The organism is Paenibacillus mesotrionivorans (genome assembly GCF_046098205.1).
Taxonomy (GTDB): domain Bacteria; phylum Bacillota; class Bacilli; order Paenibacillales; family NBRC-103111; genus Paenibacillus_AR; species Paenibacillus_AR mesotrionivorans.
The window spans coordinates 19,200-46,178 of record NZ_JBJURJ010000012.1 but is presented as its reverse complement, the minus strand read 5'-3'; the positions used below and the strand labels follow the sequence as shown (position 1 = coordinate 46,178).

The window sequence follows — 26,979 nt, the reverse complement described above, 5'->3', positions numbered from 1 at the left end:
GAAGCCTCGAAATCGGCACGCCGATTTGAGGGGTTATCCCGAAGTAACTTGGTCCAAGCCGTAGGCCGGATAGGTTACGGAAGCCTCGAAATCGGCACGCCGATTTGAGGGGTTATCCCGAAGTAACCTGGTCCAAGCCAAAGGCCGGATAGGTTACGGAAGCTTCTTACACCGACAGCTTGCCGGTGTACACCTCTTGAGCAGGGCCGGTCATATAAACATGATTGTCTGCCTCATTCCATTCAATCAAGAGCTCCCCGCCCTTTAAGGATACCACAGCCGTTCTGTCCGTCAGCCCGTTCAGCACCGAAGAAACCAGTGTAGCACAAGCTCCCGTGCCGCAAGCTAGAGTAGGACCGGCCCCTCTTTCCCAGACCCGCATATCCGCGTAATCCCGGGTTTTGACAGTGGCGAATTCCACATTGACCTTCCGCGGGAACATGGGATGCTTCTCCAGCTTCGGTCCCCAGGTATGCAGATCGAAGCTGACGGCATCGTCTACATAAATAACGCAGTGGGGATTGCCCATGGATACCGCCGTAAAGCGGAACTCCCGGCCATCCACCACAATGGGATAGTCCACCACCCGGTCCTCATCCACTGTAGTGGGAACCTGCAAGCCCTTCAGAATCGGCGCTCCCATATCCACCTTTACCTTTACAGCTTTGCCGTTTTCAACCGTCAACTGCACCTTTTGGGCGCCGGCTCCAATAGTCTCGATGGTGACCTCCGACTTGTCCGTCAAGCCGCGGTCATACACATATTTCGCCACACAACGGATGGCATTGCCGCATTGCTCGGCCTCCGAGCCGTCCGAATTCATAATGCGCATCATGAAGTCCGCCTTATCCGACGGAAGAATATAAACCAGACCATCGGCTCCGATACCGAAAAACCGGTCGCACAGCTTGACGGCCAGCTCACCTGCATTGGCAGGCAGCGCCGTTTCACCCTCCACCAGGATAAAATCATTGCCCAAACCGTGCATTTTGGTAAATTCCATCTTTCAATCCGCTCCTTCTATTTAATAGTCCGCTGACGGACCGGCATGTATCAAAAGCTTACGTGAGAACGCCGCCGGCCGCCATGTACTTTCAGTATGTTTTATTTCACTGGAAGCCGCATGTAGCTTTGCAGCCTGCCGAAGAGCTTATTGGGAACAATCATAGCGTATTCCCGCCCAAAAGCATAGGACTAATCTCTATGGGCACAAACTCCCGCTTTTATAAAAAAGAGCCGGTTTCCATTATATTGAAATGAAATAACTATCAATATTTGTTATACTTAAAAATTGATAGCAAGAATAATAACGAAATCGGAGAATTCAAATGACCTTTCGCAACCGACTGATTGCCGGTTTTTCCGCCATCCTTCTTCTGATTACGATATTCAGCGCGATTGTTTACTACCTCGGCAATACACTCGATACAAAGGTGGACAATATTGTAAACGACCGTTACACCAAGGTCCGGCTGGGAGAGAAAATTCTTGCCAATGCCAGTCAAATCCAGAACCAGATTAATCTGACCACGCTTAATCCCAGCATGAAAGCCGTCGACCAGCGTGATCTCCTGCTCCTTTCCTCCCAAATTCACGAGGATTTTACACACTTGGACGATTTGACCCGGTTGACCGAAGGGAAGACTTTTTTGAAAAAAGCCCGGGAAAGCTTCAGCGTTTATGAGGTTGCAACCCAAAAAACCACCGCTCTCGTCAATGAAAGCTCCGGCTTGAATGACAATGCCCGCCTTATGAGTGTATACAATCTGGAAATGGTCCGCAAAGCCTTCGCCGATGATATGGGCCAATACATCGACTTCCAGGAAGATGTAATGATGACCACCTCCAATAACGCCAAAGCATCGATAGAGCGTTCCAAGCTGATCATTGTGGGATTTTGGCTGCTGCTGGTCTTTTTGGCTCTCTTGATCGGCTCCAATGTGATGCGGGGGGCGCTTCGCAGCATTAACCGGATCAGCAGCGTGATGGATGATTTCGAAGCCGGGCACCATGGAGCGCTGCCGCGGATAACCATCGAGGAAAAGGATGAAATCAGCGACATTGCCGTTGCCTACAACAGGATGGCCGACGCCCTGGAAGAACGGGAAAACCGGGAGAAATTGTACCAGCAGGAGCTGGAAACCGAAAATTGGATTAAAACCAACTTGGCGGAAGTCGCTTCGATATACCAGGATAACCGCGACATGACTGCCTTAAGCGAGAAGCTGCTGTCCAAAATTGTACCGCTGGTAGGCGCCTCCTGTGCCAGTTTGTACGTGATGGACCACAGCAGCGAAACCCCGATGTATGTCCGGTCAGGGACATATGCCTGGGATATCCGCTCAGATGCGCAAAGCAGCTTTGTCCACGGAGAAGGGCTGGTGGGCCAATGCGCCAAGGAGGCCAAACTTCTGAGCCTCCGGGTGCCGGAAAACTATATCCGCGTCTTTTCCGGTACGGGCTCGGCGCAGCCTGAACACTTGCTGCTCCTGCCTATCTGCCACAACACAGAAGTGATCGCTGTGCTGGAGCTGGCTTCCTTTCAGCCTGTGGAAGGCGGCGGTATGACCCTTTTGTCGGAGATTACCAACCATTCGCTGGGCACCTCCATCCGCAATCTGCAGTACCAGAAGCATGTGGAACAGCTGTTTTCCGAGTCCCAAACCTACAACGAAGAGCTCCAGGTGCAATCCGAGGAGCTGCTGCAGCAGCAGGAAGCCCTCCGCAGCCTGAACGAACGTTTGGAAGAGCAGGTTAAGATTTCCGAGATGAATTCCCGTTACAAATCCGAATTTTTGGCGAATATGTCCCACGAGCTGCGCACCCCGCTGAACAGTATACTGGTGCTGGCCCAGATTCTGCGCGAGAACAAGGACGGCAACATGAGCTCGAAGCAGTGTGAATATGCCGAAACCATGGTGATGTCCGGCAATCAGCTGTTGAACCTGATCAATGATATTCTGGACCTGTCCAAGATTGAAGCAGGCCAAATGACCCTCCTGGAGGAAAGCTTCCCGCTTCAGGAGCCGATTCAGGAGCTGAACCATCAATTCCTGCCTATGATGGACCGGAAGGGGCTTACCTTCAATCTCTTGATGGCTGAGGAGTTGAAGGCGATGAGCGTGAGCCTGGACAAGCAGCGGCTGCTCCAAATCCTGCGTAACCTTTTGTCCAACGCGCTGAAATTTACCGAATCCGGCTCCGTCACCCTGCGGGTGTATATCCATGAAGAGGATCCGTTCACCCTGGGCTTTGAGGTAACGGATACAGGCATCGGCATCTCCCAGGAACACCAGCTCGGCATCTTCGAGGCATTCCGCCAGGTGGAGTCCAATACCAGTCGGAAGTTCGGCGGAACAGGATTGGGCTTGGCAATTTCACAGGAGCTGGCATCCCTGATGGGCGGCTCCATTACGGTGAGAAGCTCACTTCATGCCGGCAGCACCTTCCTTTTGACCCTGCCTGTAGAAGGAACCTACTGCGCCAGACTGCCGGAAAGCGCCGCTGCTCTAGAAATTGCGCCCCTGCATGTGCATATGTCGGAGCAGACCTTCTCCATCCTTCTGGTGGATGACGATATGCGCAACATTTATTCCCTCTCGGCTGTGCTGGAGGAATACAATTACCGGGTCATCTGTGCGGCCAACGGCGAAGAAGCCCTGTCCATGCTGGAGACCCAGGAGATTGATTTGGTGTTGATGGATATTATGATGCCCGATATGGACGGTTATGAAGCCATGCGTGTCATCCGCCAATCACCCGTGTTCGGGAAAATCCCGATTATTGCCCTGACAGCCAAGGCAATGAAGGAAGACCGGGATTTATGCATTGAGGCTGGAGCCGATGATTACATCAGCAAACCTGTGAGACTGGACAAGCTGCTTTCGATCATTCAGGTTTGGCTGCCCGGAAGGAATTCGTCATGACCGATCTTTTGAACCCAACGGCCAACGCCGCCGAGCAAATTGAAGCCAGGCTGCTTCTGGAGGGCATCTATCAGATGTACGGCTATGATTTCCGCCAATACTCCGAGTCTTCGGTGACCCGGCGCATTCTGTACCGGATGAAGGCGGAGGGGCTGCCGAGCATATCCCAATTGCAAGAGAGAATTCTCCGGGAGCCCGCCCTCTGGAAAAAGCTTTTTAACGACATCTGTATCCCCGTCACCGAAATGTTCCGGGACCCTCCCTTTTTCCAGGTGCTCAGACAGCAGCTGCTGCCTGAGCTGCGCAAGCTGGACCGGATCCAGATTTGGCATGCGGGCTGCTCCACCGGCGAGGAGGTGTACTCTCTGGCTATTCTCCTGAAAGAGGAGAATTTGTATGACAAATGCAGCATCTTTGCCACGGATCTGAATGACGACTGGCTGTCACAGGCCAAGGAGGGCAGGTATCCCATTGACCGGATGCAAAACTATACCCGCAATTATATTTTGTCCGGCGGATATCTCCCCTTCTCGAATTATTACACGGTTTCGGAGCATCATGCGGTAATCGAGCCGGAGCTGCGGAGCAATATTACCTTCGCCAAGCATAATTTGGCCACGGACAAATCCTTTAATGAATTCCATCTCATCATTTGCCGTAATGTGATGATTTATTTTCAGCGCTCACTGCAGCAAGATGTACTGAGACTGTTTATGAAAAGCCTGTCCGCCGGAGGTTTTTTGGCTTTAGGAAGCAAGGAGGCCCTCACCCTGTTTAGGGAAAATGAACGCCTGGAATGGGAGCCGTTTATGCTGCAGCACAGAATCTACCGCTACCAGAATCAATAGAAAGGGGTGAGAATAAGCGCTATGCAACAAGCAGCGGACATTTCCGGTGAAGCAGTAGAAATCATCATCGTTGACGACAGAAAGGAAAATTTGTTCGCAATGGAAGCGGTATTGGCTGATCCCGCCTACAAGCTGACCTGCCTGAATTCGGGAGAAGCGCTGTTGGATTATATGCTGAATGCGGATGTCAGCCAGGTGGCCGTGATCCTGCTGGATATCCAAATGCCGGGTATGGACGGACTGGAGGCCGCCCGGTTCATCAAAAGCCGCAAATCCTTCCGCAATATCCCCATTCTGTTCGTCACCGCCCACAGCCAATCCGAATCAGGCATCACCAACAGCTATTCCACCGGAGCCATTGATTATTTGCAAAAGCCCTTCAATCCGGATATTCTCCGCTATAAAATCAGGGCCTTGGTGAGGGTCCATCACTATCAGCAGGAGCTGGAGCGGGCCAACCGCCGGTTGCGGCAGAAAACATTGGAGCTGGAGAAAAACAATATGATGCTGGCGGCAGCCGAGGAAAAGCTGAATCGGGCCAACCAGGAGCTGGAGCAGACGGTGGAAAAACGGACTGCCTCCCTGGTCCGGGCTTACCAGGAAATCCGACAATCCCACCTGCTGTTCCACACCGTTTTTTCCACCAGTCCGTGTATGCTGGCCATCCGTTCCGTGGAGGACACCTTCATTGATGTGAACGACACGTGGCGGGAGCTGTCCGGCTATTCACTTGAGGATATGAACGAGATGTCCGGGCCTTATCTTGACATGAAGGTGTTGAAGCAGGAGACCACCTTCACCGGAGGGGCGAATGCGCCCTTTTACCGCAACACCAAAATTCAGTTTCTGACCAAAGCCGGCACTGTCCGGTTCGGCTTGCTTTCCGAGCAGCCCTTGATGCTGGAGGGAGTCCCCAAGCTCTTGATTGTCATTCTGGACATCACGGAAAAGGAGCATTGGGAAAGCCAGTCCGCCCGGCTGGAGCGGCTTCACCTGATCGGCGAAATGGCAGCGGCCATCGCCCATGAGGTCCGCAACCCCATGACTACGGTCAGCGGCTTCCTCCAGTTATACAAACGGCAGCGCCGGGAGCTGACGGAGGAGTCGGTGAACATGATGCTGGAGGAAATCAACCGGGCCAACAGCATTATCACCGAGTTTCTCACCTTAGCCAAAAACAAATCCTCCGATTTGCAGCCGCGCAGCCTGAATGCCATTGTCCAATCCATTTTCCCGCTGATCCAGGCGGAAGCCGTGATGAACAGCAAGCAGGCGGAAGCGGAGCTTACGCCCACCCCCGATCTTCGGCTGGATGAGAAGGAAATCCGCCAGATGATTCTGAATATGGCCTTAAACGGCCTGGACAGCATGGAGGCAGGGGGTACACTGCGTATCGAAACCTCTTTGGACGGGGCCTGCGTTAACCTCAGCATTGCCGATGAAGGCTGCGGAATGTCGGAGGAGGTGGTGCAGAAGCTGGGTACTCCCTTCTATACCACTAAGGACAGCGGCACCGGACTGGGACTTGCCGTCTGCTACAGCATTGCCGCCCGACATAACGCCTCCATCCGGGTGGAAACCGGCTGCCGGGGCAGCAAATTCATCATCTCTTTCATTCTTCCGCAGCAGCCGGAATGAACAAACAGCCCTTCCATCCCATCCGGCTTTCTTAGCCCGGACAAAGGACGGAACAAGCTGCCTGCGCAAAAGATTATACTTACGCCGCTTTTTTGCCGGAGGCGGCTCCGCTTTGCACAAGGGGCGGACGTTTTTTCTTCGTGCCGCTGACCATGCTGCCGATGCCGAAGAAAAAGGTGGGAATGCCTGCGGCAACCAAAGCCAAAATCCATTCCTTCAGTCCCAGATCTACGGTTTTGAAAATAGGCTGCAGCGGATCAATATACATAACTGCCAGCATGAGGGCAAGGGAAGAGAGCACCGCGAACACCAGCGCTTTATTCTGGAAGACGTTCCGGTGGAAAATGGAACGGGAGCTGCGGCAATCAAACACATGGATCAGCTGAGCCGCCACTAAGGTAGCGAAGGCTACGGTCTGTGCTTTCATCAAGGTATCCGCATCCCCGTCAGGACCAGTTTGCAGGGTGATCCAGAAGGCGCCTAAGGTACATACGCCGATGAAGATCCCGCGGCTGATAATTTTCCAGCCCAATCGGCGGGAGAAAATGCTCTCCTTGGCTGCTCTCGGCTTATGCTGCATCAAATCCTTTTCCGCCTGGTCCACACCCAGGGCCATGGCCGGCAAACCATCCGTCACCAGATTGACCCACAGAATCTGGATCGGCACCAGAGGCAGCGGCAGCCCCATCATCATGGCCAGGAACATGGTGAGAATTTCCCCGACATTAGATGCGAGGAGATAACGGATGAACTTCCGGATATTCTCGTAAATCCCCCGGCCTTCCTCAATTGCCGCTACAATAGTGGCAAAATTATCGTCGCTTAAGATAAGCGCCGACGCCTCCTTGGATACATCCGTCCCGTTTATCCCCATGGAGATCCCGATATCCGCAGCCTTGATGGCAGGTGCATCGTTAACTCCGTCCCCGGTCATGGCTACGACATGCCCCTTCTTCTGCAGCGCTTTGACAATCCGCAGCTTATGCTCCGGAGAAACACGGGCGTAAACATAGATATCCTCCACCCGGTTCTCCAGCTGCTCGTCGCTCATGGCGGCCAGCTGTGTTCCATTCAACACCAGCCCGTTGCCCGGCAGCATCCCCAACTGCCGGGCAATAGCCTCAGCCGTGGTCTGATGGTCGCCTGTAATCATAACTGTTTTAATGCCAGCCTTGCGGCAGGTAGAGATGGCCTCTCTGACCTCACGGCGGGGGGGATCGATCATGCCGCTTAAGCCCACAAACACCAGATTCTGCTCTGCCGTATCGCTGTCCTCGCAGTGCTCGGAGGGTTTGATTTCCTTATAGGCAAACCCCAGGACCCGCAGAGCCGACTTGGCCATGCCCTCATTGGCCGCCATCACCTTCTGACGCAGTGTCCCTGTAAACGGAATTACCTTATCCTCCCAGAGAATATACGAGCACTTGTCCAACAGCATATCCGGTGCGCCCTTGGCAAATACCAGTCTGCCGCCCTGATGCTCCAGAAGAACCGACATGCGCTTGCGGTCGGAATCAAAGGGGAATTCCTTCACCCGGCGGTATAAGCCGTCCAGAGAAGCGGGTGACAGCCCTGCTTTGGAGGCCAATACCACCAGCGCCCCTTCTGTGGGATCGCCGGCAATGCGCCATTCCCCTTCCTCCTCGGAGCCCTTCTCCTTCTTGCCCTTAGCCGGGGCGGTCGCCTCCTGGATCAGTCTGGCGTTGTTGCACAATGCGGCGGATTGCAGAAGCCGGCGCAGCATCTGGTCCTTGCGCACATCGGCAGTTTTGCCCTCCCAGCGGATTTCGCCACGGGGGGTATAGCCTTCTCCGCTGACCTCCATCAGCTTGCCGCCCAGCCATAAATGGGTGACGGTCATTTTATTCTGAGTGAGAGTACCCGTTTTGTCGGAGCAGATGACGGAAGCACAGCCCAAGGTTTCCACGGAGGGAAGCTTGCGGACGATGGCCTTGCGCTTGATCATCCGCTGCACGCCCAACGCCAAGGCAATGGTCACAATGGCGGGAAGGCCTTCGGGAATGGCTGCTACTGCCAGCGATACTCCGGCCAGGAACATGGCATACGCCGGCTGGCCGTGCAGGATGCCTGCGATGACCACAAGAACGGTCAGCGCCAGCGCTACGATGATTAAAATTTTGCCCAGCTGCTCCAAACGGTGCTGCAGGGGCGTTTCCATTTCCTCGGTGCTTTCGATGAGTCCGGCAATCTTGCCCATCTCCGTTTCCATGCCGGTCCGGATGACGGCAGCCGTAGCGGTCCCCATGGTAATCAAGGTGCCCATAAAGCCCAGATTGCGCTGATCTCCCAGGGGTACGTCAGGATGACCCAGCGCCTCGGTAGCCTTGCGGACAGGGACTGACTCCCCGGTGAGGGCGGACTCCTCCACATAGATGTTGTTGGCGGTCAGCCAACGGATATCGGCGGGCACCCGGTCCCCTGCTTCCAGCAGGATAATATCGCCGGGAACCAGCTCCTTGGCGGGAACCTGCTCGATTTCCCCGCCACGCAGGACTTTGGCATGGGGTGCCGACAGCTCCTTCAGCGCCCGCAGGGACCGCTCTGCCCGGAATTCCTGGATAAAGCCCAGGATACCGTTCATAATAATGATCGCGATAATGGTAATGGCATCCAAATACTCCCCGAGCATGCCCGAAATCAGAGTGGCGCCCATCAGCACCAGCACCATAAAATCCTTGAACTGATTCAGGAACAGCGTAATGGGCGAGACGGTTTTCCCCTCTGTCAGCTCATTCGGCCCTTTTTGTTCCAGACGCTTTGCAGCGTCGGCCGCAGACAACCCCTTCTCCGGATGGGTATCCAGGGACTGCAGCACCTCCTCTGCCGACAACTGATGCCAGGTTTTTTCGCTCATGGTTGTAACTCCTCCTTAAGTCCAATCTACGGACATCCCCTGTTTGTCCTGTTATAGCCTAAATTTATTCAGACAAGCAGCGGATTAGCACAGTAAAAAAAAGACAAGCGCCTGCTGCTCTTATTTGACCTCAAAAAACACAACGGCAGCCACATCCCCGGCTCCAGTTTGACTGAAACGGAGCCCCTATGCTGTCCCCCACCCGAAAAATCAGCTATAATCGTCTATGTCGCTTACTTTATTCCCCGGAATATGGCAATATAATAACGTTACCTTTTAAGGTTTTCAGATAGGAGTTGTAATCATGTCATTAGACGGCCTGGTCGTCCATGCCCTTGTCCAAGAGCTTCAGCTTTGTGTGGGCGGACGCATTAACAAAATACACCAACCCTCGGATCACGATATTGTCATCCAGATGCGTGCCCAAGGGGCCAACCGGAAGCTGCTGCTTTCCGCCAACCCCACCTATCCCCGTACCCATTTTACCGAGCAGAGTTTTATGAATCCGTTTGAAGCTCCCATGTTTTGCATGCTCCTGCGCAAACATTGCGAGAGCGCCGTCATCGAAGCGGTTGAGCAAGTGGGCATGGAGCGGATTATTCGCATCCGTACCCGTCAACTGGACGAATTGGGTGATGTCAGCGTCAAGCTGCTGGTGATTGAGCTGATGGGACGGCATAGTAATTTGATCCTGACGGACCCGGAGACGGGCCTTATTCTGGACGGTATCCATCATGTTACACCGGCAATCAGCAGCTACCGGATCGTTATGCCCGGCGCAGCTTATGTATCTCCTCCGGACCAGGGCAAGTCCAACCCACTTGACGCAGACCGTGAGAGCTTCCGGGCCGCCGTCGGTGATCCGGACACCCAGACCGGCCGGGGAGCCGAAGAGGCGCTGGTGGGCGCTTACAGCGGTATTTCGCCATTGGCGGCACGGGAAATCGCCCACCGCAGCTATGAGCTTCGCGGCGAAACCGGGAATGCAGAGGCGCTGTGGGAAACCTTCAGCCAGGTGATGGAGGATATCCGGTCAGGGCGGTTTTCACTGAATATGGTGACGGATGCCAAAGGACGTTCTTCTTTCTCGGTAATCGCCCTTAGTCATTTGGAGGGGGAGCGGCGCCATGCAGGCTCTGTCAGTGAGCTGCTGGAATGGTTCTACGGCGACAAGGCAGAGCGGGATACGGTAAAGCAGCGGACAGCGGATTTGCTTAAATTCCTCCAGAATGAGCGGAACAAGAACATCAAGAAGCTGGAAAAGCTTGGCGAAACGCTGGAGGAGGCCAAAAACGCCGACCGCTTCCGGATTCAGGGGGAGCTGGTAACGGCACACCTGCATTTGGTCAAAAAAGGCGACAAGGCTGTTGAGGTTGTCAACTATTATGAAGAGGACCAGCCAACGCTAACGATTCCGCTGGACCCGCTGCTGTCTCCATCGGAGAACGCTCAGCGCCTGTACAAGCGCTACACCAAAATGAAGAACAGTCTGGCGGTGGTGGGCGAGCAGATGGAGAGTGCGCGGCAGGAAATCACATACCTGGACTCCCTGCTCCAGCAGCTGGACAATGCAGCTATGCAGGATGTGGCGGAAATCCGTGAGGAACTGGTTGAGCAAGGCTATCTGCGGGACCGGAGCAAAAAAAGCCGGAAGAAAAAGAAAAACGATAAGCCGGTTATCGCTTGTTTCCAATCCAGCGAGGGTATCCCCATCTATGTGGGGAAAAACAATACCCAAAACGAATATTTGACCAACCGCTTGGCTCATCCCTCCGACACCTGGCTGCACACCAAGGATATGCCGGGCTCCCACGTGGTCATCAAGGGCTCCAGCTTCGGCGATGCAACCTTGCATGAAGCCTCGCAGCTGGCGGCTTATTACAGCCAAGGCAAGGCTTCCAGCCTGGTTCCGGTGGATTACACCCTGATCCGTCATGTGCGGAAGCCCAACGGGGCAAAACCCGGCTTCGTCATTTACGACCACCAGAAAACCCTGTTCGTCACACCGGACGAGGAGCTGGTTAAATCTCTCCCGGCTTGGAAGGGGTGAGGCGGGGGTTGGTAGGTTGGCGCCCAGGGAGCGAATTGCTGGATTGTCGTGTTGGCGTTGCGGGGGGCTGAGGGCTGAGTTGCCGAGCTTGTTGGGTTGGCGCTGCAGAGAGCTGAGCTCTGAGTTGCCGGGCTTGTCGGGTTGGGCGCCGCAGGGATCTGCGGGCTGACAAGCTAATTTGTTTGGAGGCAAGAGGTTACCTGCAAAAGTGCAGTTATTTCTTGCCGCTAACCCTCTACCCCGCCCCTGTAATGCAAAAGTGCAGTTAAATCCCCTACAGCCTCCTAAAAGGCCACTGGGATCAAAAATAACTGCACTTTTGCATTAAGACCCTTTCAATTTGGCGGGTTGTGCCAAAATTAACTGCACTTTTGCATTTGAACCTTCCCACTCAAAGGTCGGAACCCAATACCCTACGGAAAACAAACATGCAAAAGCAGAGGCCCAGAGGACCTCTGCTTTTGTGTGTTGCCGCTGTTTTTTCTATTCGTTCATAAATTCTGCCTTGAGCAGATAACGTTTGATCATGACTGCAGCCTCCGCACGGGTCGCTTGGGCCTGAGGACGGAAGCTTCCGTCCTCCAGTCCGTTTACCAGTCCCGCCACTTGTGCGGTACGGACAGCGTCCTTAGCCCACGCGCTTACACTAGTGCTGTCGGTGAATGCGGCTGCTGCAGTGCCGGTTCCCTCAGCGGGACGGCCGGCAAGCTTCAGCGCCCGGGTGAGCAGCACAGCCAGTTCCTCTCGGGTAACAGCTGCTCCTGCCCGGAAGGTGCCGTCCTCGTAACCGTCGATCAAGCCGGCGGAAACGGCAGCCTGCACATAACCGGCGTACCAGTCGTCCCCCCGAACATCGTTCATAGTGGCCGCAGACAGCGCCTTTTCCTCCAGACCGGCAGCCCGGACCAGGAGTGAGGCGATTTCCGCACGGGTCAGGACACCCTCAGGGGCAAAACGATTGTCGGCGATGCCGTCAATAATCCCCTTTGTCGCCAGAAGCTCTGTATCCTTGGCTGCCCAATGCCCGGCCAGATCGGCGAAGGACTTCTCCGCAGTCTGCACCAGGACAAAGATGCCGTTGGACGGATGTTTGATGACTGCCTGCAAGCCGCTGCCATCAAGGGTAATCAGGGCAGGCACAAATTGCAGGGTCTTTTTCACCGGATCATATTTCATTGCTGTTGCCAGAGCGGGGTTAACCGCCTTCTCTGTCCGGAGAATCCGTTCCACATAACGGGTACCGAAATCCTTTATTTCTTCGATGGAACCCTTGGCGTCAGCCGTTAGCTTAATCTCGACGGGAGCAGACAGCAGGCCAGCCGCTCCTTCCGCTGCTTTGGCAATGGCGGCAGCCGTTTCCGCCCCTGCCGGACCAACTTGCAGTGTCAGTACAAGATCTGTTTTAGCTGCATTCAAACGTTTTGCCAGACTATCCATATCAAGCGCTTGGACCGGAATCCGGTAGCTTCCCGATGATGCATTTATGACTAGCAGTGCAGCCGGAGCCTTCGCCTTGACCAAATCCAGGGCAGCTGCGCTCAGCTCCACCTGTGCCACGGGCTCCTTGCTTTGTGCTTCTACAGTAAGCACAGGGGTTTTGCCGGACTCTGCCTTGAGTCCTTGCAGCGCCTTCTCCACTTCACTGTCCGTCAGCGTGAACTTCTCCGCATTCCGTCCGTCGGCAAGTGTTGCCGGAACAGAAGCAGGCGTCAGCTTCACAGCATCCGACTGCGGTACGGAAGGTACAACTGGTGCAGTGGTTCCGCTCCCAGAGTCGGAATCATCAGGCTCCACCCACTTCAGGGTGCCTTCAGAGCCGGCTCCGCTCAGGACGGCTTTGGGTACATCGGCAGTGGCGTCCATCCCTGTGAACAGCGTCGGCGTCCACGCAGACGGACTCAACGGTGCGGCGGCGGATGCGTTGTTGTAGGCTGCCGCAATATTCACAGGCACACCGTTCAACAAGGAGCCTGTATCGGTAAACATGGTCCCGCCAGGTGAAACCTGGATCAGGGATTGGGAAAGGGCGCCCGCTTCCCGCACAAAATAGTTATTGTTGGCGATAATTTGCGATTTGTAGCCCACACCCATGAAGTACAGCGACGGGTACGTGGATGCCTGTGCCGAACCTTCATAGTAGTTGTTGTACACATGGACCTGACCGAACCGTACACGCGGCGCACGTTGGCCCACATTTTTGAAATAGTTATGGTGGAACGTAATCCGGAGCTTGCCGTCATCGGCCGTGTTCTGGTCGCTTCCGCCCACCAGATTCAGCTTGTCATGATCGTGGAAGTAGTTATACGACACGGTTACCAGATCGGAGGCGTTGGTTACGTCTACCGCTCCGTCATGCTGCTGGAATTTCCGTCCAAAATACGTATGGTGGGGATCATCCAGCCCGCCAGTATCGCTGAAGGTGTTGCGGTCCACCCACACATGTGTGGAGCCCTTGACAGAAATGCTGTCGTACGCCGAGTTCCAGTTGCCGAATTCACCGTCCGTCGGATCCCATTGCGGGAAATAATCGAAGGTGTTGGCGAACTCAATGTTGCGGATGATGACATTATCCACCTTATCCAGGTTCACATTGCCGCCCAGAATTTGGGCTTTGGCGCCGGGAAGACCCACCAGAGTGGTGTTGGAGCCAACCGTGATCTTGATCCGCGCTCCCTGATTGCTTGCAGAGCGGGAACGGGCATTTTCCAACTCGCCGGAGGGGAGGTTTTTGCCCCATACAGCCGGGTCGTACTCAGCCAGATACGCTTCCAGATTGTAAGCAGGATCCTGGTAGAATTCCAACCCTACCGGCTGATCCTGGTCGTCCACGTTCATATCGATGGTGCCGGTAATATACACGATTTTGGGTGTGTTGCCGCTGACCGCTTTAATCAGCTCGCTGCGCTTGCTTACATAGAACACATTGGCACTGCTTGCAGCGGAGCCGCCAGTGGTACCCGTCCCCAGTGAGGCCCAGCCGTCATTGGAAGGAAGCACCTGCCTGCCCAGCTCCACTACCGAGGTATCGGCAATTTGCACAGGGAACTCCACAGTCCCATTGTCAAAATGGAAAACAAACCGTGCCGTGCCAGACGGAAGTCCGGCCAGATATTCCTGGCGCAGCACAACCACATCACCTTGCAATGCATAGGCGGACGTTGGCAGCTCTGCTCCGTTCAGGGTTACTTTCTTCAAGGCCTGCCCCTGGCTCTCCGCCATCAGATAAACATCGGACTGCCGGGCCGCATGACCGTCAAAACGGGCATACGTGGAAGCCAGAGCTGGACGGTAGCTGAGCCCGGGCATCGCAACGGCCACTGTCGGATCCCATCCGCCGAACAGCTGGGGAATGGTCCGGTCCGCCTCCGCTGCCGTTTCCATCACGGCTGCCGTACGGCTGGATGCGGCTGCACCGGGGCCATAGCTGTTGTATTCGGACAGCTCGCTGGTTTTGCAGGTTCCCGCACATGCGGTCACCCAACCGGCGGAAATCATTTTTTCGGAATTGATGAAGGTGTTGATGAAGCTGACATCCGCGTAATCCTTCCAGGGACGTCCCAAATCATAAGCGCCTTGGGCAGAAGCATGATCCTCCACCCGGGAGTTGATAATCACATAGCCGATATCATCCACGTTCTTCTGGGCACCGGCCGTAATATGCCCGCCTCCGCCTTCTGTGCTGACCAGAAGCATGGTCACATTGTCCAGCACCACAGTAGGCGCTTCGCCGAAGATAAAGTCCACATCGCCTTCAATGATGCTGTTGGCGATATAGTGGCGGCCCGCATTTTGCCCGTTTAGACCGTTGTATAGAGTGTCCTGGTAGCCCTTCAGACGGACACCCTCCAGAACAGCCATGTCGCTTTTCAGCGAAAGGGCCACAGCTTGAGCCACTTTGGAGCGGGGCGCGGAACTGTTTTCAATGGTCAGATTAAACGCTTGGAAATAGTCCGCCTTCACATCCACCGTCTGGCTCAGGAAGGTGTTGCCCGTATGACCGGTCTGGCCTGTAGTGGCGGTGGTCCCGGCATAATCGCCATAGGTAATCACCGTTTCATCCATGCCGGCTCCCACCAAGGTAATGTAGGGGCTTGTGACAACGAGCTTTTCCGTGTACGTACCTGGTGCAATGGAGATGATCACACGCTCCGTATTGGAGGCAGGCACCGCATTAACTGCAGCCTGTACAGTTTGGAATACATCCGTACCATTGGCGGTTGCCTTGCCGTCTACCTTCAGCACTTGGGCAGGCAAAGCCTGGACCTCTGCCGATGGAGCGCTTGCTCCGGATGCATTCCGGGCGGTTACGCGATACGTATAGATGGTGCCGTTAGCAGCTGAGACATCCTCAAAAACGGTGTCGGTTACAGTTCCCACCATCTCAAAAGCGCCACTGGCTGTTTTGCGCTCCACCTGATAAGCTTCCGCAGCAGCTGACGCCTGCCAATTCAGCGTTACCTTGCCTGTAGCGGCTTCGGCACGCACATTCACCGGTGCAACCGGGGCACCTGCAGGAGCTGTATAAGCATAAACACTGCGCTGGTTGGAGCTTCTGCTCTCCTGCTTGGCATTGGCTGCGGACACCACATAATAATAGGTCACTCCGCTTATTGCCTTGCTGTCTGTATAAGTGGCTGCCGTAACGGCTTCCTGGCTGATCCGCTCATAAGGGCCGCCGTTTACCGTGCTTCGTGCCACATGATAAGCTTCAGCTCCTGGAACAGAGGACCATTGAAGCTCCACTGCGCCGTTTACTGCTTCAGCCGCAAGCAAAACCGGAGATTGCAGGGCGGAAGCAGGGGAAACCGCCTCCAGCACCTTACCTGGGCCCATGCCGCCGGGGTTGCCCGGTGTCACTTTGTAGTAATACGCTGTGTCCTCACGCAATCCCATATCCAGATAGGATTCAGCATAAATCCTGGTTTTGCCGTTCAGCAAAAGAGGCAGGAACGGCCCGTTGGGATTGGTGGCCCGTTCGATAGTATAAAACTCGGCTGTCTCTGCTTTATTCCAGGCTACGGTCAGTTGGCCATCTCTGACCAATGCATGCAGCCCCTCCACTTCCTTGGCAGGCGGTTTCTTATCCGTAGGACTAATCTTGGCGATATTCGAAAAGCCGCTTTCGAGGCCTGTACGGACTGCCGTTATCTTGTAATAGTAAGGCGTGTTATTTTCCAAGCCGCTGTTATCGGTATATTCATTGGTTTCAATACCGTCGGCAATTTTCGCGAATACGCCGTTTTCCTCAGCGCTGCGGTAGACGGAATAGGTCTCTGCACCGCTGGCAGCATTCCAGGTGAGACGCGTCTTCCGGTCGGAGCCTTCTCCCGTCAAGGCTTGGGGAACCGCTGTTTTTTGCTCATAAACCTGGATATTATCCACATAAGCCGATCCGGTGGAGGAGCCGGCCATACGAACGTTTAAGGAGGCGATATCGGTGACGGGCGTCGAAAATACCACATTCCCGTAATACGCCGCCAATTCGCCCTTATCATTATCCTTGGCAGTGATATAGAGATCGGCGGTGTTCGCCTTCACATCGGCCACATAGGTAACCTTGTACCACTTGTTGATTTCGATATTGACAGGTGAAGAATTAATGTTGAAAGAGAGGGCGACCTTGTTGCTGCTGTCCAACAGCTCCAGCATATAGGAATCGCCGACTTTCTTAGGCTGCATAAACTCCAGGGTTGCAGTAATGCCTTCGTTGCTGTCGGCGGTTACCGGGGTGAAGGGCCGGTTAAAGCCGCCCCGTCCTGCTCCGTCGTTGATCCACAGCACGTTGCTGTCGTTGCCGGCGATGGTGCCGGAGATATTGCCGTAGCTGTTGGCCGGATAGGCATTGGATATCACAGCTGTGTTATTGCTTGCATCAAATTTGGTAATGACACCGCTGCCCAAAGGTGTGCGGTATCCGGCGGGCAGTGTGCCTAAGGCGCTGCCTTCAAAGCTGTCGCCGATCAGGAAATCGCCCGGTGTCGCTGCCAGCGGCTGGGACGGAGTTCCTTCCCCTGCCGCATTAACGGCGGTCACCGTATAATAATAGGTTTTGTTATTGGTTAGTCCGGTGTCCTTATAGCTGGTACCGGTTATTGCGGTTGCTACAGCCGTGTACGTGCCTTGGGCGTCGCTGCTGCGTTTGACCGTGTACGACAAAGCACTGTTCACGGCCGCCCAGCTTAAGTCAACCTGGCCGTTCCCCGCTGCTGCACTTACATTCTGGGGTGCTGCCGGCAAAATCGGCCCTGCCGCCGCAATAGCACTCACTTCCGCGGACGGTGCAGATTCTCCCGTTGGCGCTGTAGCAGTGACCACGTAATAGTAGGTGGTGCCGTTTACGGCCGAAGCATCCGTGTAGGTGACCTCTGTCACACCTTGCGGAGCCGCAACCTGAGGCGCAATAACGGTATACCCGCTGCCGCTCTCAAGACTGCGTTTGACCGTATAGTAGGTGGCGTCCGTTACCGAATTCCAGCCCAGCTCCACCTTGCTGTTGCCGCCAGTGGCTTTTACACCTTCAGGGGCTTTGGGGAGCAGGCTGTGGTAAACCAGGATGTTGTCCAGAACCTGGCTCCAAGCTCCGGAACTGCCCGACTTGGTAAAAGAAGCGATGGACTTGAGTCCTCCGGCGGACGGCTCCGTCTTAAAGGGCTGGCCCGCCAGTTCTCCCAGCAGCGTGCCTGAGAGAGAATACAGATAATAATTGGCTTTCTTCGCATCCATATCCAGCACAGCCTTCAGATGATAGCCGGTTTTGCTGAGTATGGCCGCGTCAGCCGAGTCTTTTTTTCCCACGGGGACAAAGGCTCCGCCTGCATCCACGAAACAAACGAACTTTCCGGAATACCCAGAGGCAGGATTATTTTTATTTTGGAGATCGGCAATCACCTTGCCCTCTGTATCCAGGACCTGCAGAATCATTCCGTTTTTGGAGACGTCGGACAAAACGAAATCCAACTCTGCCGTTACGGTTCCTGTGGCGACACCGTTAGCGGAAAAGCTGCGTTTAATACCGGATGTGGAGACGGCGGAGCTCGATTGTGAAATCTTCAAGGCCTTGGAGGACAATACAGTGTTGGGGGCCTCCAGTTCGATCATTTCCCCCGCTCCCGGCGTACCGGTAAAGGCCGTTCCAAACCCGGCAATGGAGGATTGGTTATCCCCATTGGCGAGTCCGTTCAGAGGGGCGTTATCCGCATACGTTCCCTCAAAATCCTCCTGCAGCAGCACCGTGCTCCCCGCAGGGGCGACCGGGGATGCATAGGCCGTTCCCCCTGACAGGGGAATGGAGCCCAGCAGCAGCGCTGCTGTGAGCATGGCGCTAACGGCCTGCTTCCATGTTTTCTTCTGTTTCATGGTTGGCGTTTCCTCTCCCTTTTTTTGTGGTATATGTACCGCCGTCCGCGCTTGCCGGAATAGGGCAAACGCTTGGCCGGTCGGTTATCATTATGGACGCCAACCACGGACGTGACTATAATCATTTCCTATGAACTTGCATGATTATCGGCAGCAAAAGCCTGTTGTGACGGGCTTTTTCACGCAAAGCCGGCGGATATGCCTCCGTCTTCAGCGCTAACGGAACTATCTGACTCTTCGCTCCGGAAAATCATGGTTTTAACAGCGTAACGGAGCCAAGCGGCTCTTAGCAGCACAAAAAGAGCTCCAGGCAGACGTTTTCCCGCTGTAACAGCTTTTGAGTTCCGTTACAGCTACGATCGCTGGATTTTCAGCCTCTAAGCAGCGCTCAGTTCCGTTACAGCCACTCATGCTCCGGATGTGTTTAACAGCTAACCGGCGCTCAGTTCATTACACGTAAACCCGTGGGGTCTCTACGCCGCTTCTTCCCCCATTCGGCCCGCACCGCCCCCCATCCCTCCCACGACAAAACAGCCCCTGCGGATCATCTCCACAGAGGCCTTGCAGAAAGCAGCCCTTACCTAATGCTTGCGCCGTTCCGATTCCTTATAGCTTTCGTTCAGCTCCCGGATCACCTGCGCTCCCCCAGCCTCCTTCCAACGCTCCCGCTCCCGGTCAAAACCCGCGTCATCCAACTGGCCCAGAATGTACAGATAGGTGGCATTGGTGATGATCTCCCCCAGCTCATTGCCCCGTTCCGCCTGCATCTGGGAAATCAGGGCCGTGGCGGGATCCGCTACCGCGATGGTTTTGTTATCCTCGGTCATGGCATTGATCTGCTCCTGAGCCACACTGAGCTTGTCCTGGCTAAGGTAGGGGATCTGCATGAGCCGCAGTGCCGTGGTATAAGGCTCCACCTCCCGCTCCCGCATGGTTTTGGTATCCGGCCAAATCTTCACCCTCCCGTTCTCCAGAAGGGTGTAGTGCTTGTTCAGGATGCCGAAGGACAGCAAATTATGAACCTCGGGAGCCAGCGTTTTTTCGAAAAAGTCAAGAATGTCCAGCAGCTCCTTCTCCGTCTTGACACTGCTCTTCGGAAACAGGAACAGTCCGCCGAAGCCCGGACCGCCCCACACCCGGTCACCTTGGGGCCCGGATATACGGTTTTGGATACCGATAACAGCCTTGGGATTCAGCTTGGACATCTTATCCTGAGTGCCCGACGACAAAATGTTGGTAATCATCATTCCCGCTTCCCCGCGGACAAACCGCTCCTCCTGCTGGGACTTGCTGGTCACAGTAAAATCCGGGTTCAGGATACCTTCGTGATACAGCGTCTTCATAAATTTCATGGCGTCCCGGTAAGCCTCGGTATAAAAATCCGGGACCAATCCCTCCTTCTGCAGCGCCCAGCCGTTAGGAGCCCCCAGATAAACCGCCAGATTGCGGAAGGCGCCGTATACCAGATCGTTACGGTCCATTAAACCGTAGGTATCCTGCTTGCCGTTGCCGTCCGGATCATCAGAGGTAAAGGCCCGCAGCACCCGGTACAGCTCCTCCACCGTCCGCGGCTCGGCAAGCCCCAGGCGCTCCAGCCAATCCTTGCGGTACTGGATGCCCTGCCGGGAGACCGGGCGTTCCCAATACAGCCCGTAGACCCTCCCGAAATACGAGCCGTTATGAAGGACCTCCGGGTCCAGATAACGGGTAAGCAGCGGAAAACGGGACAGGTACGGGCCAATCTCCCAAAATCCGCCTGCCCGGATAGCGTTGACTACGGACGGATGCTTGAGGTCCACCGCCTTGACGGACAGGACCTCCGGCAGGATCCCGTTGGCCAAAGCCGAAACCATCTGGTCGGAATACAGATTTTCGGGTACCCAGGTGAGGCCCAGCCGTTTGCCGGTCTGCTTCTCCAGCTCCGGCACAATGCCCGGCAGAGGCGGGTCCCCGGTATTCTGCACCAGCATCATCCGGATTACCGCTTCCTCCGCCGGCTTATCCGTGGGAGTCGGCCCGCTGCTGCTATCCTGACAGGACGTCAGCAGCCACATGGCGGACAGTATAACGGGGATCAGGACCAAACGGGGGCCTTTCAGTAGCAACATCCATCCCTCTGTCACCCGATCAGCCGCATCGTAAGCATGTTCCGGGACTTGAGCGGGAACCGCTTTTTGCAAAAGCCTCATCTATTCTGCCTCCTCCCCGTCACCTGATTCCGGTTTTAAACCATCGGCCTGGTTATCCCGGTATTTGCCCGGGCTCACACCCTCCAGCTTGCGGAAGGAGCGGATAAAATTCTGCGGGTTGTTATACTGCAGCCTGGCTGCGATATCCTTAACAGGCATATCCGTCTCCTTCAGCCACTGCAGGGCGATCTGATGGCGGTAGCGGGCCAAATAGGCGGCGAAGGTCATCCCCATACAATTGCGGAAAATGGTCCCGGCATAGCCGCTCTGGTAATGAAGCCGGTCTGCACAGGTATCCAAGGTTAAATCCGAATCGTATTCCTCCTGGACCATCCGCACCATTTCCTTGGCGATGGCCATATGCCGGACCTCGGACTGCTCCTCCATATTGTCCAGAAGCGGGCCGATCATCTTCTCCATGAACCACCTTGCTGCCGCATCCTCCTTGTCCAAGGCAAACAGCTGGTCGATAAGCACCTGCTGCTGCTCCGGCGGCACCGCCTGGCGGGCAATGCTGTTAGCCAGAGCCAGCAGATTTACCAGCAGACGGACATACTGGAACTGCCGGTCATACAAAACGGGATACGCCTCCCGTATCTGTCCCAATAGCGTAAGCGCCAGCGCCTCCGACTGCTCCCGCTCCAGCAGCTTGATGGACTGGAACAGCTCCTCCTGCAGCTTACGGGGATAACGGTCATGCAGGGCATGGGATTCACCCAAGTCGGCAAACCGGACCACGGGCTGGTTCCCGAAGGCCGCCCGGCGCTGCAGAGCCTCCACCGCTTCATCATGGGCTTGCGGGATGAAGAAAGCTCCGGAGTGGACAAGACTGATGCCTATCGCCACGGGAAGCTCAAGCAGCTCCGTGTGGGTGTCCACAATCCGCTTGGCGATCCGGTACGCCTCTTCCTCCAGATTTTCTCCACCGGAGGACGTAATCACCGTAAGCTGGGTTTTGCCCAATACGGTTGGCTCCAGCCGCCGGCCGGCAGGAATCAATTCCCCGATTATGTTGTTCACCGCAAACAGCAGCAGATCCCGGTCCTTCTCGGTAAAACGGGTTTCCTGCAAATTGCCCGTCTGCACCGCCACCACACAGAAGGACCGCAGGTCTGCATTCAGACCGTACTCCAGGAGGCGCTCCGTCACCTCCTCCTCCTTCAATCCGCCGAGAAACAGCCGGATCATGAAGAAGCTGCGCAACAGTTCCCCTTGGCCGGAGAGTCGTTCCTCGAGACTTTTTTTGGCGTCAAACAGCACATGCACCTGCTCCCCGATGAAAGCCAGCTCATCCCCCGATGCTCCGCTTCCTGACGGAGGCTGCCCCGCCATAACCTGCTTCACAATATTGCCGATGGGGCGGTAGAGCTTCTTGGAGCCCAGGTAAGCCAGCAGGATAAACAGCATCAGGAGACCCAGACAGATATAAAAGGTAAACCAGCCGATCTCCCGGGAATTGCGGTTGAGCTCATTCAGGGACACGGCGGATACATATGTCCAGCCGTTATATTCCGAAACCAGATAATTCACCGCATACCTTTCGTTTCCCGCCTTCAGCACAAAGGGCTTCCCGTCAGCAACAGCCAGTTCCCCGGCTGTCTGCCCAACGGCTGCATTCAGCTGGGCGTTGGTATTGCCGCTTTGCAGGATCAGCTCCCCCCGGTCATCAAACAGGTACAGCGGCTCCTTCTGCTCCTCCGCCATAAACACCTCATTTAGCCGGCAGGCGGGGATTTTCACTGTTGCCATGCCTAGACTGGAATAGGCCGTCAACGGCAGGCCTTTTTGCAGCAAAAGATAGCTGCCGCAGCCGGCCTCTCCGTCGTCAGCAGTGCTCCCGGAGGAACGGTGCACCGTCACCTCCGCCAGCTCAGGAATTCGGACCTCCGGGTGGCCCTGTGTCCAGGCATCCAGCCGGGAGAGTCCTTCGTTGGTGATCATCCAGTTGCCGGCCACACTCCACACCCGCACCTCCTCGATCCCCGTATCCAGCCGCTGCATATTGGTCAGCTCCGTGCGGACCTGGTTGTACAGCTGGAACTGGTCGGGGCGCAGCGGCTCCGACAGGACGGACACCATCAGCCGGGAGCTGAAAAAATGGCTCATGGCCTGGTCCGCCACCTTCAGCGTCTCCTCCACACCCAGCTGGGTCTGGCGGAGGCTTAACGCCTTCTGCTCGCTCACCTTCATCCGCACCACCTGGGCGGATTTGCCGTACGAAATAATACCCAGGAGCAAAACGGGAAGGGATGCCAGAATAAAGCAGAATACCAATAATTTTATATAAAAACGGCCTCTTTGTTTCGTGCGCAAAACCGGTTCACCCTTTTTGATCAGTCTCTGGAGGTCTTGTCGTCAACCCGCTTTCATAGACAGGAAGGCTTTTACTTGAGGGTCGGACTATGCTACAGTAGAAAATAGAAAACAGGAAAAAAACAGAGGTGAAGAGCATGAACAATCCGCTTTCGGGAAAAATCGCCAAGTATATGGTTTCCGGAGATTCCATCTCCAAGGGTGTGGTGCTTGACGAGGTCCGCAACAAATATGTGGTATTGGAAGAGAACTATGTGGCCCTGCTGCAGGACAAGCTGAAGGGGGTCATTCACAATACTGCGCGGTTCGGCAATACCCTCTTGAAGGGAATTGGCCACCTGAAGCGGGATGTGGTTAACGAAAGGCCGGACGTGGTGCTGATCGAATACGGCGGGAATGATTGCGACTTCAACTGGAACGAAATTGCCGAGAATCCAGGTGGGGACCATACCCCAAAAACAGACTTTAATGTATTCGAAAAGATGCTGATCGAAACCATCGAGTTTCTGCGCAGCAAGGACGTTGTCCCCGTTCTCATGAATCTGCCCCCGTTGAATGCGGATCAATACTTCAAGTGGGTCAGCCGCAGCAATCCGGAGGCGGAGCGGAATATTCTCCAGTGGCTGGGTAGCGTCACCAAAATCTATTGGTGGCAGGAACGCTATAATTCTACCATTGTGAAGGTGGCGGAAGCTACCAAAACCAAATATATTGATATCCGCGGCGCTTTTTTGGAGCATCCCGACTTTACCCGGTTCATCTGTATGGACGGGATCCATCCCAATAAGGACGGGCACCGTATCATCTCCGAACGTGTGCTGGCCTTTATCCGCGAACACTACGGCTTTCTCCTCCAGGACAACGAACCCGCTCCGGGTTTAGGTTAACCGGCAGAACCGGCTATCCCGCGCGCCAAATACCCCCTTCTCCTTCACCGGAAATCCGGCGGAAGTGGAGGGGGTGTTTTTTTATGGGGGGCAAAGACTCCTATTCCATTCGACGCACCAGCTCCTGCAGATAGCTGCGGAGCGCCGGGGCCAGCTCCTCCCGCTTCAATGCGAATTCGATGGTGGCCTGGATATAACCCAGCTTGTCGCCGGTATCGTACCGGTCCCCTGTCTGGCGGAAGATCGCCATGGGCTTAACCCTGTTCAATACCCGGAGGGCGTCTGTCAGCTGAATCTCCCCACCCCGGCCCGGCTCCTGATGCTCGAGAATAGCGAAAATCTCCGGCTCGATGACATACCGGCCGATGACCGCCAGGTTGGAGGGGGCTGACTCCCGCTCCGGCTTTTCCACCAGATCGCGGATAAATTCCACTTCCCTCTCCATGCCGGCAGGTGAAATAATGCCGTACTTGTCCACCTCGCTCCAGGGCACCTCCTGAACCGCTATGACAGAGGTCTCCACCTGCTCATAGAGATCCAGCATTCCCTTCAGGCAGGGCGGCTCCGAGGCAATAATATCATCCCCCAGCAGCAGGGCAAAGGGCTCATTCCCGATGAATTTACGGGCGCACAGCACGGCATGCCCCAGCCCCAGCGGCTCCTTCTGGCGGATATAATGGACATCGGCCAGATTGGATACGGTCTGCACCATATGCAGAAGATCATCCTTGCCTGTTTTGGAGAGCATAAGCTCCAGCTCCACCGATTTGTCAAAGTGGTCCTCAATGGCCCGCTTATTGCGGCCAGTGACAATAATAATATCCTCGATGCCGGACGCGATGGCCTCTTCCACGATATATTGGATGGAGGGCTTGTCCACAATGGGCAGCATCTCCTTGGGCTGGGCTTTGGTGGCCGGCAGAAACCGGGTGCCCAAACCCGCAGCAGGAATTATGGCCTTTTTAATCCGCATGTGTTAAACCTCCTTCACTTGCTCATACCCCCGGAACGATTTTCTGCCCGCTCCTGCAGCAGCGGCAGAACCGCAGCCTCTACGCGCCTTCCGCCTAATGGACCGTGAAACACCTCGCCGCCTCTTTCCCCGTGATAGTCGGAGCCTGCCGTAGCAACCAGCCCATAGCGCCGGGTAATCTCCCTGTACTTCTCCACCTCTTCCGGGGAATGGTCGGAATGGTCGGCTTCTATGCCGTCCAGGCCAGTGCCTGCCAGGCGCTCCACCAGCGTATCGTTGCCGTACAGCCCGGGATGGGCCAAAACGGCAGCACCGCCCGCTTCATGAATCCAGGCGATGGCCGTCTCCGGGGAGATGCGCTTCGGGCTAATAAAGGCAGCTCCGTTTTCACCGATCAGCCGGTTGAAGGCATCCTGCTGAGACTCCGCATAGCCCTTGTCCACCAGCACCTGGGCAATATGCGGGCGGCCCACAGTGGTATCCTTGTGCTCCACGGGTCCCCTGCGCTCCAGCACTTCCTCCAGTGTAATGGCATAACCCAGCTCCCGGAGACGCTCCAGCATCCGCTCATTGCGTCCCTCCCGCACATTCCGCAATTCCTCCAGCCTGCTTAGAAAGAGCGGATCAGCCACGTCCATATAATAGCCCAGCACGTGGATATCCTTGCCGTTCTCCGAGGAACTGATTTCCACTCCCGGCACCACGGTGATCCCCGCAGCCCTGCCAGCCTCCAACGCTTCCTCCAGACCGGCCACCGTATCATGGTCCGTAATGGATACGGCGCTTAAACCCGCCGCCGCGGCCAGGCGCACATTGTCCGAGGGGGTTCCCGTCCCGTCTGAAGCCCGGGTATGGGTATGTAAATCAGCGTACCCTTCCATAATTTCACTCATACCTGCAGCAGTCCTTTCCCCAAAAATCGTATGGATATATAGATAACACTACAGCCACTGCTTCAAATCCCGTTCCTTCATAAAGGTGAGGAAGGTAACCGCCGATATGGGCAGCAATGCTGATTTCAGATGAATGGAATAAAAACTCCGCATAAAGCGGATGCCTTCTATGCTTCTGGCCGCCAGAACACCCAGGGCCCGCTCATGCTTGATGGAGGATTGGGACAGAATGGACAGGCCCAGATTGGCCTCCACCGCCGATTTGACAGCCCCTGTGCTGCCCAGCTCCATGAGGATTTTCATATCCGACAGATCCATCCCGCGCCGGAGGAGCTCCTCCTCCATCACCCGGCGGGTGCCGGAGCCCTTCTCCCGGACCACAAAAGGATAGCGCAGCGCATCCTCCAGTGTGATTTCCTCCTTCTGTGCCAGCTCGTGGCCGGCAGGCAGCACCAGCAGAAGCTCGTCGCTTAATACGGGATCCATGAGCACATCCGGATGCTCAATAGGCGCTTCCACCAGCCCGAAGGTCAGCTGATGCTGCATGATCTCCTCCAGAATCTGGGCGGTATTCATCACCTTGAGACTGACTGAAATATGGGGAAACTCCTGCCCGAAGGGACCCAAAAGCCGGGGCAGAATATATTCACCGATGGTCAAACTGGCTCCCAGCTGAAGCCGGCCCTCCAGCATATGCGTGAACCGGGACATGCCGGTTTCCGTCTCCCGCATGAGCTCAATGCTCCGTTTGGCAAAGGGAAGGAGCGCCCGCCCCGCTTCGGTAAGCTCAATTTTTTTGGTGGTGCGCAAAAACAGCTTGGCCCCGAAATAATCCTCCAGCGACTGGATCTGCATGGTCACTGCCGGTTGAGTCATATGCAGCGCCTGGGCTGCACCGGAGAAGCTGCCTTTCTCGGACACCGTATAGAAGATATGCAGCTGATGGAAATTTAACGCCATTCACGCCCACCGTCCCTTCCTTCCCATTCTATAACAAAGTTGCGTAAAAAGCTTCTGTGCTACCGTTTCCC

At 55.4% G+C, this 26,979-nt stretch carries 13 protein-coding genes and 2 pseudogenes; 5 read left to right on the top strand and 10 right to left on the bottom strand.

Going from position 1 to position 26,979, the window contains the following annotated elements:
* Positions 1-166: 166 nt before the first annotated feature.
* On the bottom strand, positions 167-1,003 hold the full coding sequence (dapF, locus tag ACI1P1_RS18020; RefSeq protein WP_416217825.1) for a diaminopimelate epimerase: 837 nt from the start codon (positions 1,001-1,003) through the stop codon (positions 167-169).
* A 325-nt stretch (positions 1,004-1,328) separates the two neighbouring features.
* Between dapF and ACI1P1_RS18015 the strand changes: the two genes are divergently transcribed.
* The 3 genes from ACI1P1_RS18015 to ACI1P1_RS18005 are packed head-to-tail and all read left to right on the top strand — an operon-like array spanning position 1,329 to position 6,412.
* Positions 1,329-3,926, top strand: a complete 2,598-nt coding sequence (locus tag ACI1P1_RS18015) for a response regulator (RefSeq protein WP_416217824.1) — start codon at positions 1,329-1,331, stop codon at positions 3,924-3,926.
* The gene (locus ACI1P1_RS18010; protein ID WP_416217823.1) at positions 3,923-4,774 is read left to right on the top strand and encodes a CheR family methyltransferase; all 852 of its coding nucleotides are present in this window, start codon (positions 3,923-3,925) and stop codon (positions 4,772-4,774) included. The genes ACI1P1_RS18015 and ACI1P1_RS18010 overlap by 4 nt, the downstream gene beginning before the upstream one ends.
* Positions 4,775-4,795: 21 nt before the next feature.
* A complete protein-coding gene (locus ACI1P1_RS18005) occupies positions 4,796-6,412 on the top strand; it encodes a response regulator (protein WP_416217822.1) in 1,617 nt (538 codons plus the stop codon).
* A gap of 79 nt (positions 6,413-6,491) precedes the next feature.
* Here ACI1P1_RS18005 and ACI1P1_RS18000 read toward each other — a convergent pair whose 3' ends face one another.
* Positions 6,492-9,287 (bottom strand): calcium-translocating P-type ATPase, SERCA-type, encoded by a 2,796-nt coding sequence (locus tag ACI1P1_RS18000; protein WP_416217821.1) that lies wholly within the window; start codon positions 9,285-9,287, stop codon positions 6,492-6,494.
* Between the two features lie 304 nt (positions 9,288-9,591).
* Between ACI1P1_RS18000 and ACI1P1_RS17995 the strand changes: the two genes are divergently transcribed.
* Positions 9,592-11,337, top strand: coding sequence for an Rqc2 family fibronectin-binding protein (locus tag ACI1P1_RS17995; RefSeq protein ID WP_416217820.1), 1,746 nt, complete (start codon positions 9,592-9,594; stop codon positions 11,335-11,337).
* Positions 11,338-11,820: 483 nt separating this feature from the next.
* Here the strand turns inward: ACI1P1_RS17995 and ACI1P1_RS17990 are convergent, their stop codons facing one another.
* The 5 genes and pseudogenes from ACI1P1_RS17990 to ACI1P1_RS17970 all read right to left on the bottom strand — a co-directional run bounded on the left by ACI1P1_RS17990 (position 11,821) and on the right by ACI1P1_RS17970 (position 23,195).
* The gene (locus ACI1P1_RS17990; protein WP_416218000.1) at positions 11,821-12,513 is read right to left on the bottom strand and encodes an S-layer homology domain-containing protein; all 693 of its coding nucleotides are present in this window, start codon (positions 12,511-12,513) and stop codon (positions 11,821-11,823) included.
* 639 nt (positions 12,514-13,152) lie between these two features.
* Positions 13,153-14,388: pseudogene (locus tag ACI1P1_RS17985) on the bottom strand (pectate lyase family protein); the annotation flags it as partial.
* A gap of 12 nt (positions 14,389-14,400) precedes the next feature.
* Positions 14,401-18,060, bottom strand: a pseudogene (locus ACI1P1_RS17980) (pectinesterase family protein); the annotation flags it as partial.
* A 1,214-nt stretch (positions 18,061-19,274) separates the two neighbouring features.
* Positions 19,275-20,882 (bottom strand): extracellular solute-binding protein, encoded by a 1,608-nt coding sequence (locus tag ACI1P1_RS17975; RefSeq protein WP_416217819.1) that lies wholly within the window; start codon positions 20,880-20,882, stop codon positions 19,275-19,277.
* The gene (locus ACI1P1_RS17970; RefSeq protein WP_416217818.1) at positions 20,883-23,195 is read right to left on the bottom strand and encodes a helix-turn-helix domain-containing protein; all 2,313 of its coding nucleotides are present in this window, start codon (positions 23,193-23,195) and stop codon (positions 20,883-20,885) included. It lies immediately after the preceding gene.
* A 137-nt stretch (positions 23,196-23,332) separates the two neighbouring features.
* Here ACI1P1_RS17970 and ACI1P1_RS17965 point away from each other — a divergent pair, with 137 nt between their 5' ends.
* Positions 23,333-24,082, top strand: a complete 750-nt coding sequence (locus ACI1P1_RS17965) for an SGNH/GDSL hydrolase family protein (protein WP_416217817.1) — start codon at positions 23,333-23,335, stop codon at positions 24,080-24,082.
* A 100-nt stretch (positions 24,083-24,182) separates the two neighbouring features.
* Here ACI1P1_RS17965 and galU read toward each other — a convergent pair whose 3' ends face one another.
* From galU to ACI1P1_RS17950, 3 genes are read right to left on the bottom strand one after another with little or no spacing between them, the layout of a single operon-like run.
* Positions 24,183-25,055 (bottom strand): UTP--glucose-1-phosphate uridylyltransferase GalU, encoded by an 873-nt coding sequence (gene galU, locus ACI1P1_RS17960; RefSeq protein ID WP_416217816.1) that lies wholly within the window; start codon positions 25,053-25,055, stop codon positions 24,183-24,185.
* 14 nt (positions 25,056-25,069) lie between these two features.
* A complete protein-coding gene (locus ACI1P1_RS17955; protein ID WP_416217815.1) occupies positions 25,070-25,948 on the bottom strand; it encodes a PHP domain-containing protein in 879 nt (292 codons plus the stop codon).
* Positions 25,949-25,996: 48 nt separating this feature from the next.
* The gene (locus tag ACI1P1_RS17950; protein ID WP_416217814.1) at positions 25,997-26,908 is read right to left on the bottom strand and encodes a selenium metabolism-associated LysR family transcriptional regulator; all 912 of its coding nucleotides are present in this window, start codon (positions 26,906-26,908) and stop codon (positions 25,997-25,999) included.
* Between the last annotated feature and the right edge of the window lie 71 nt (positions 26,909-26,979).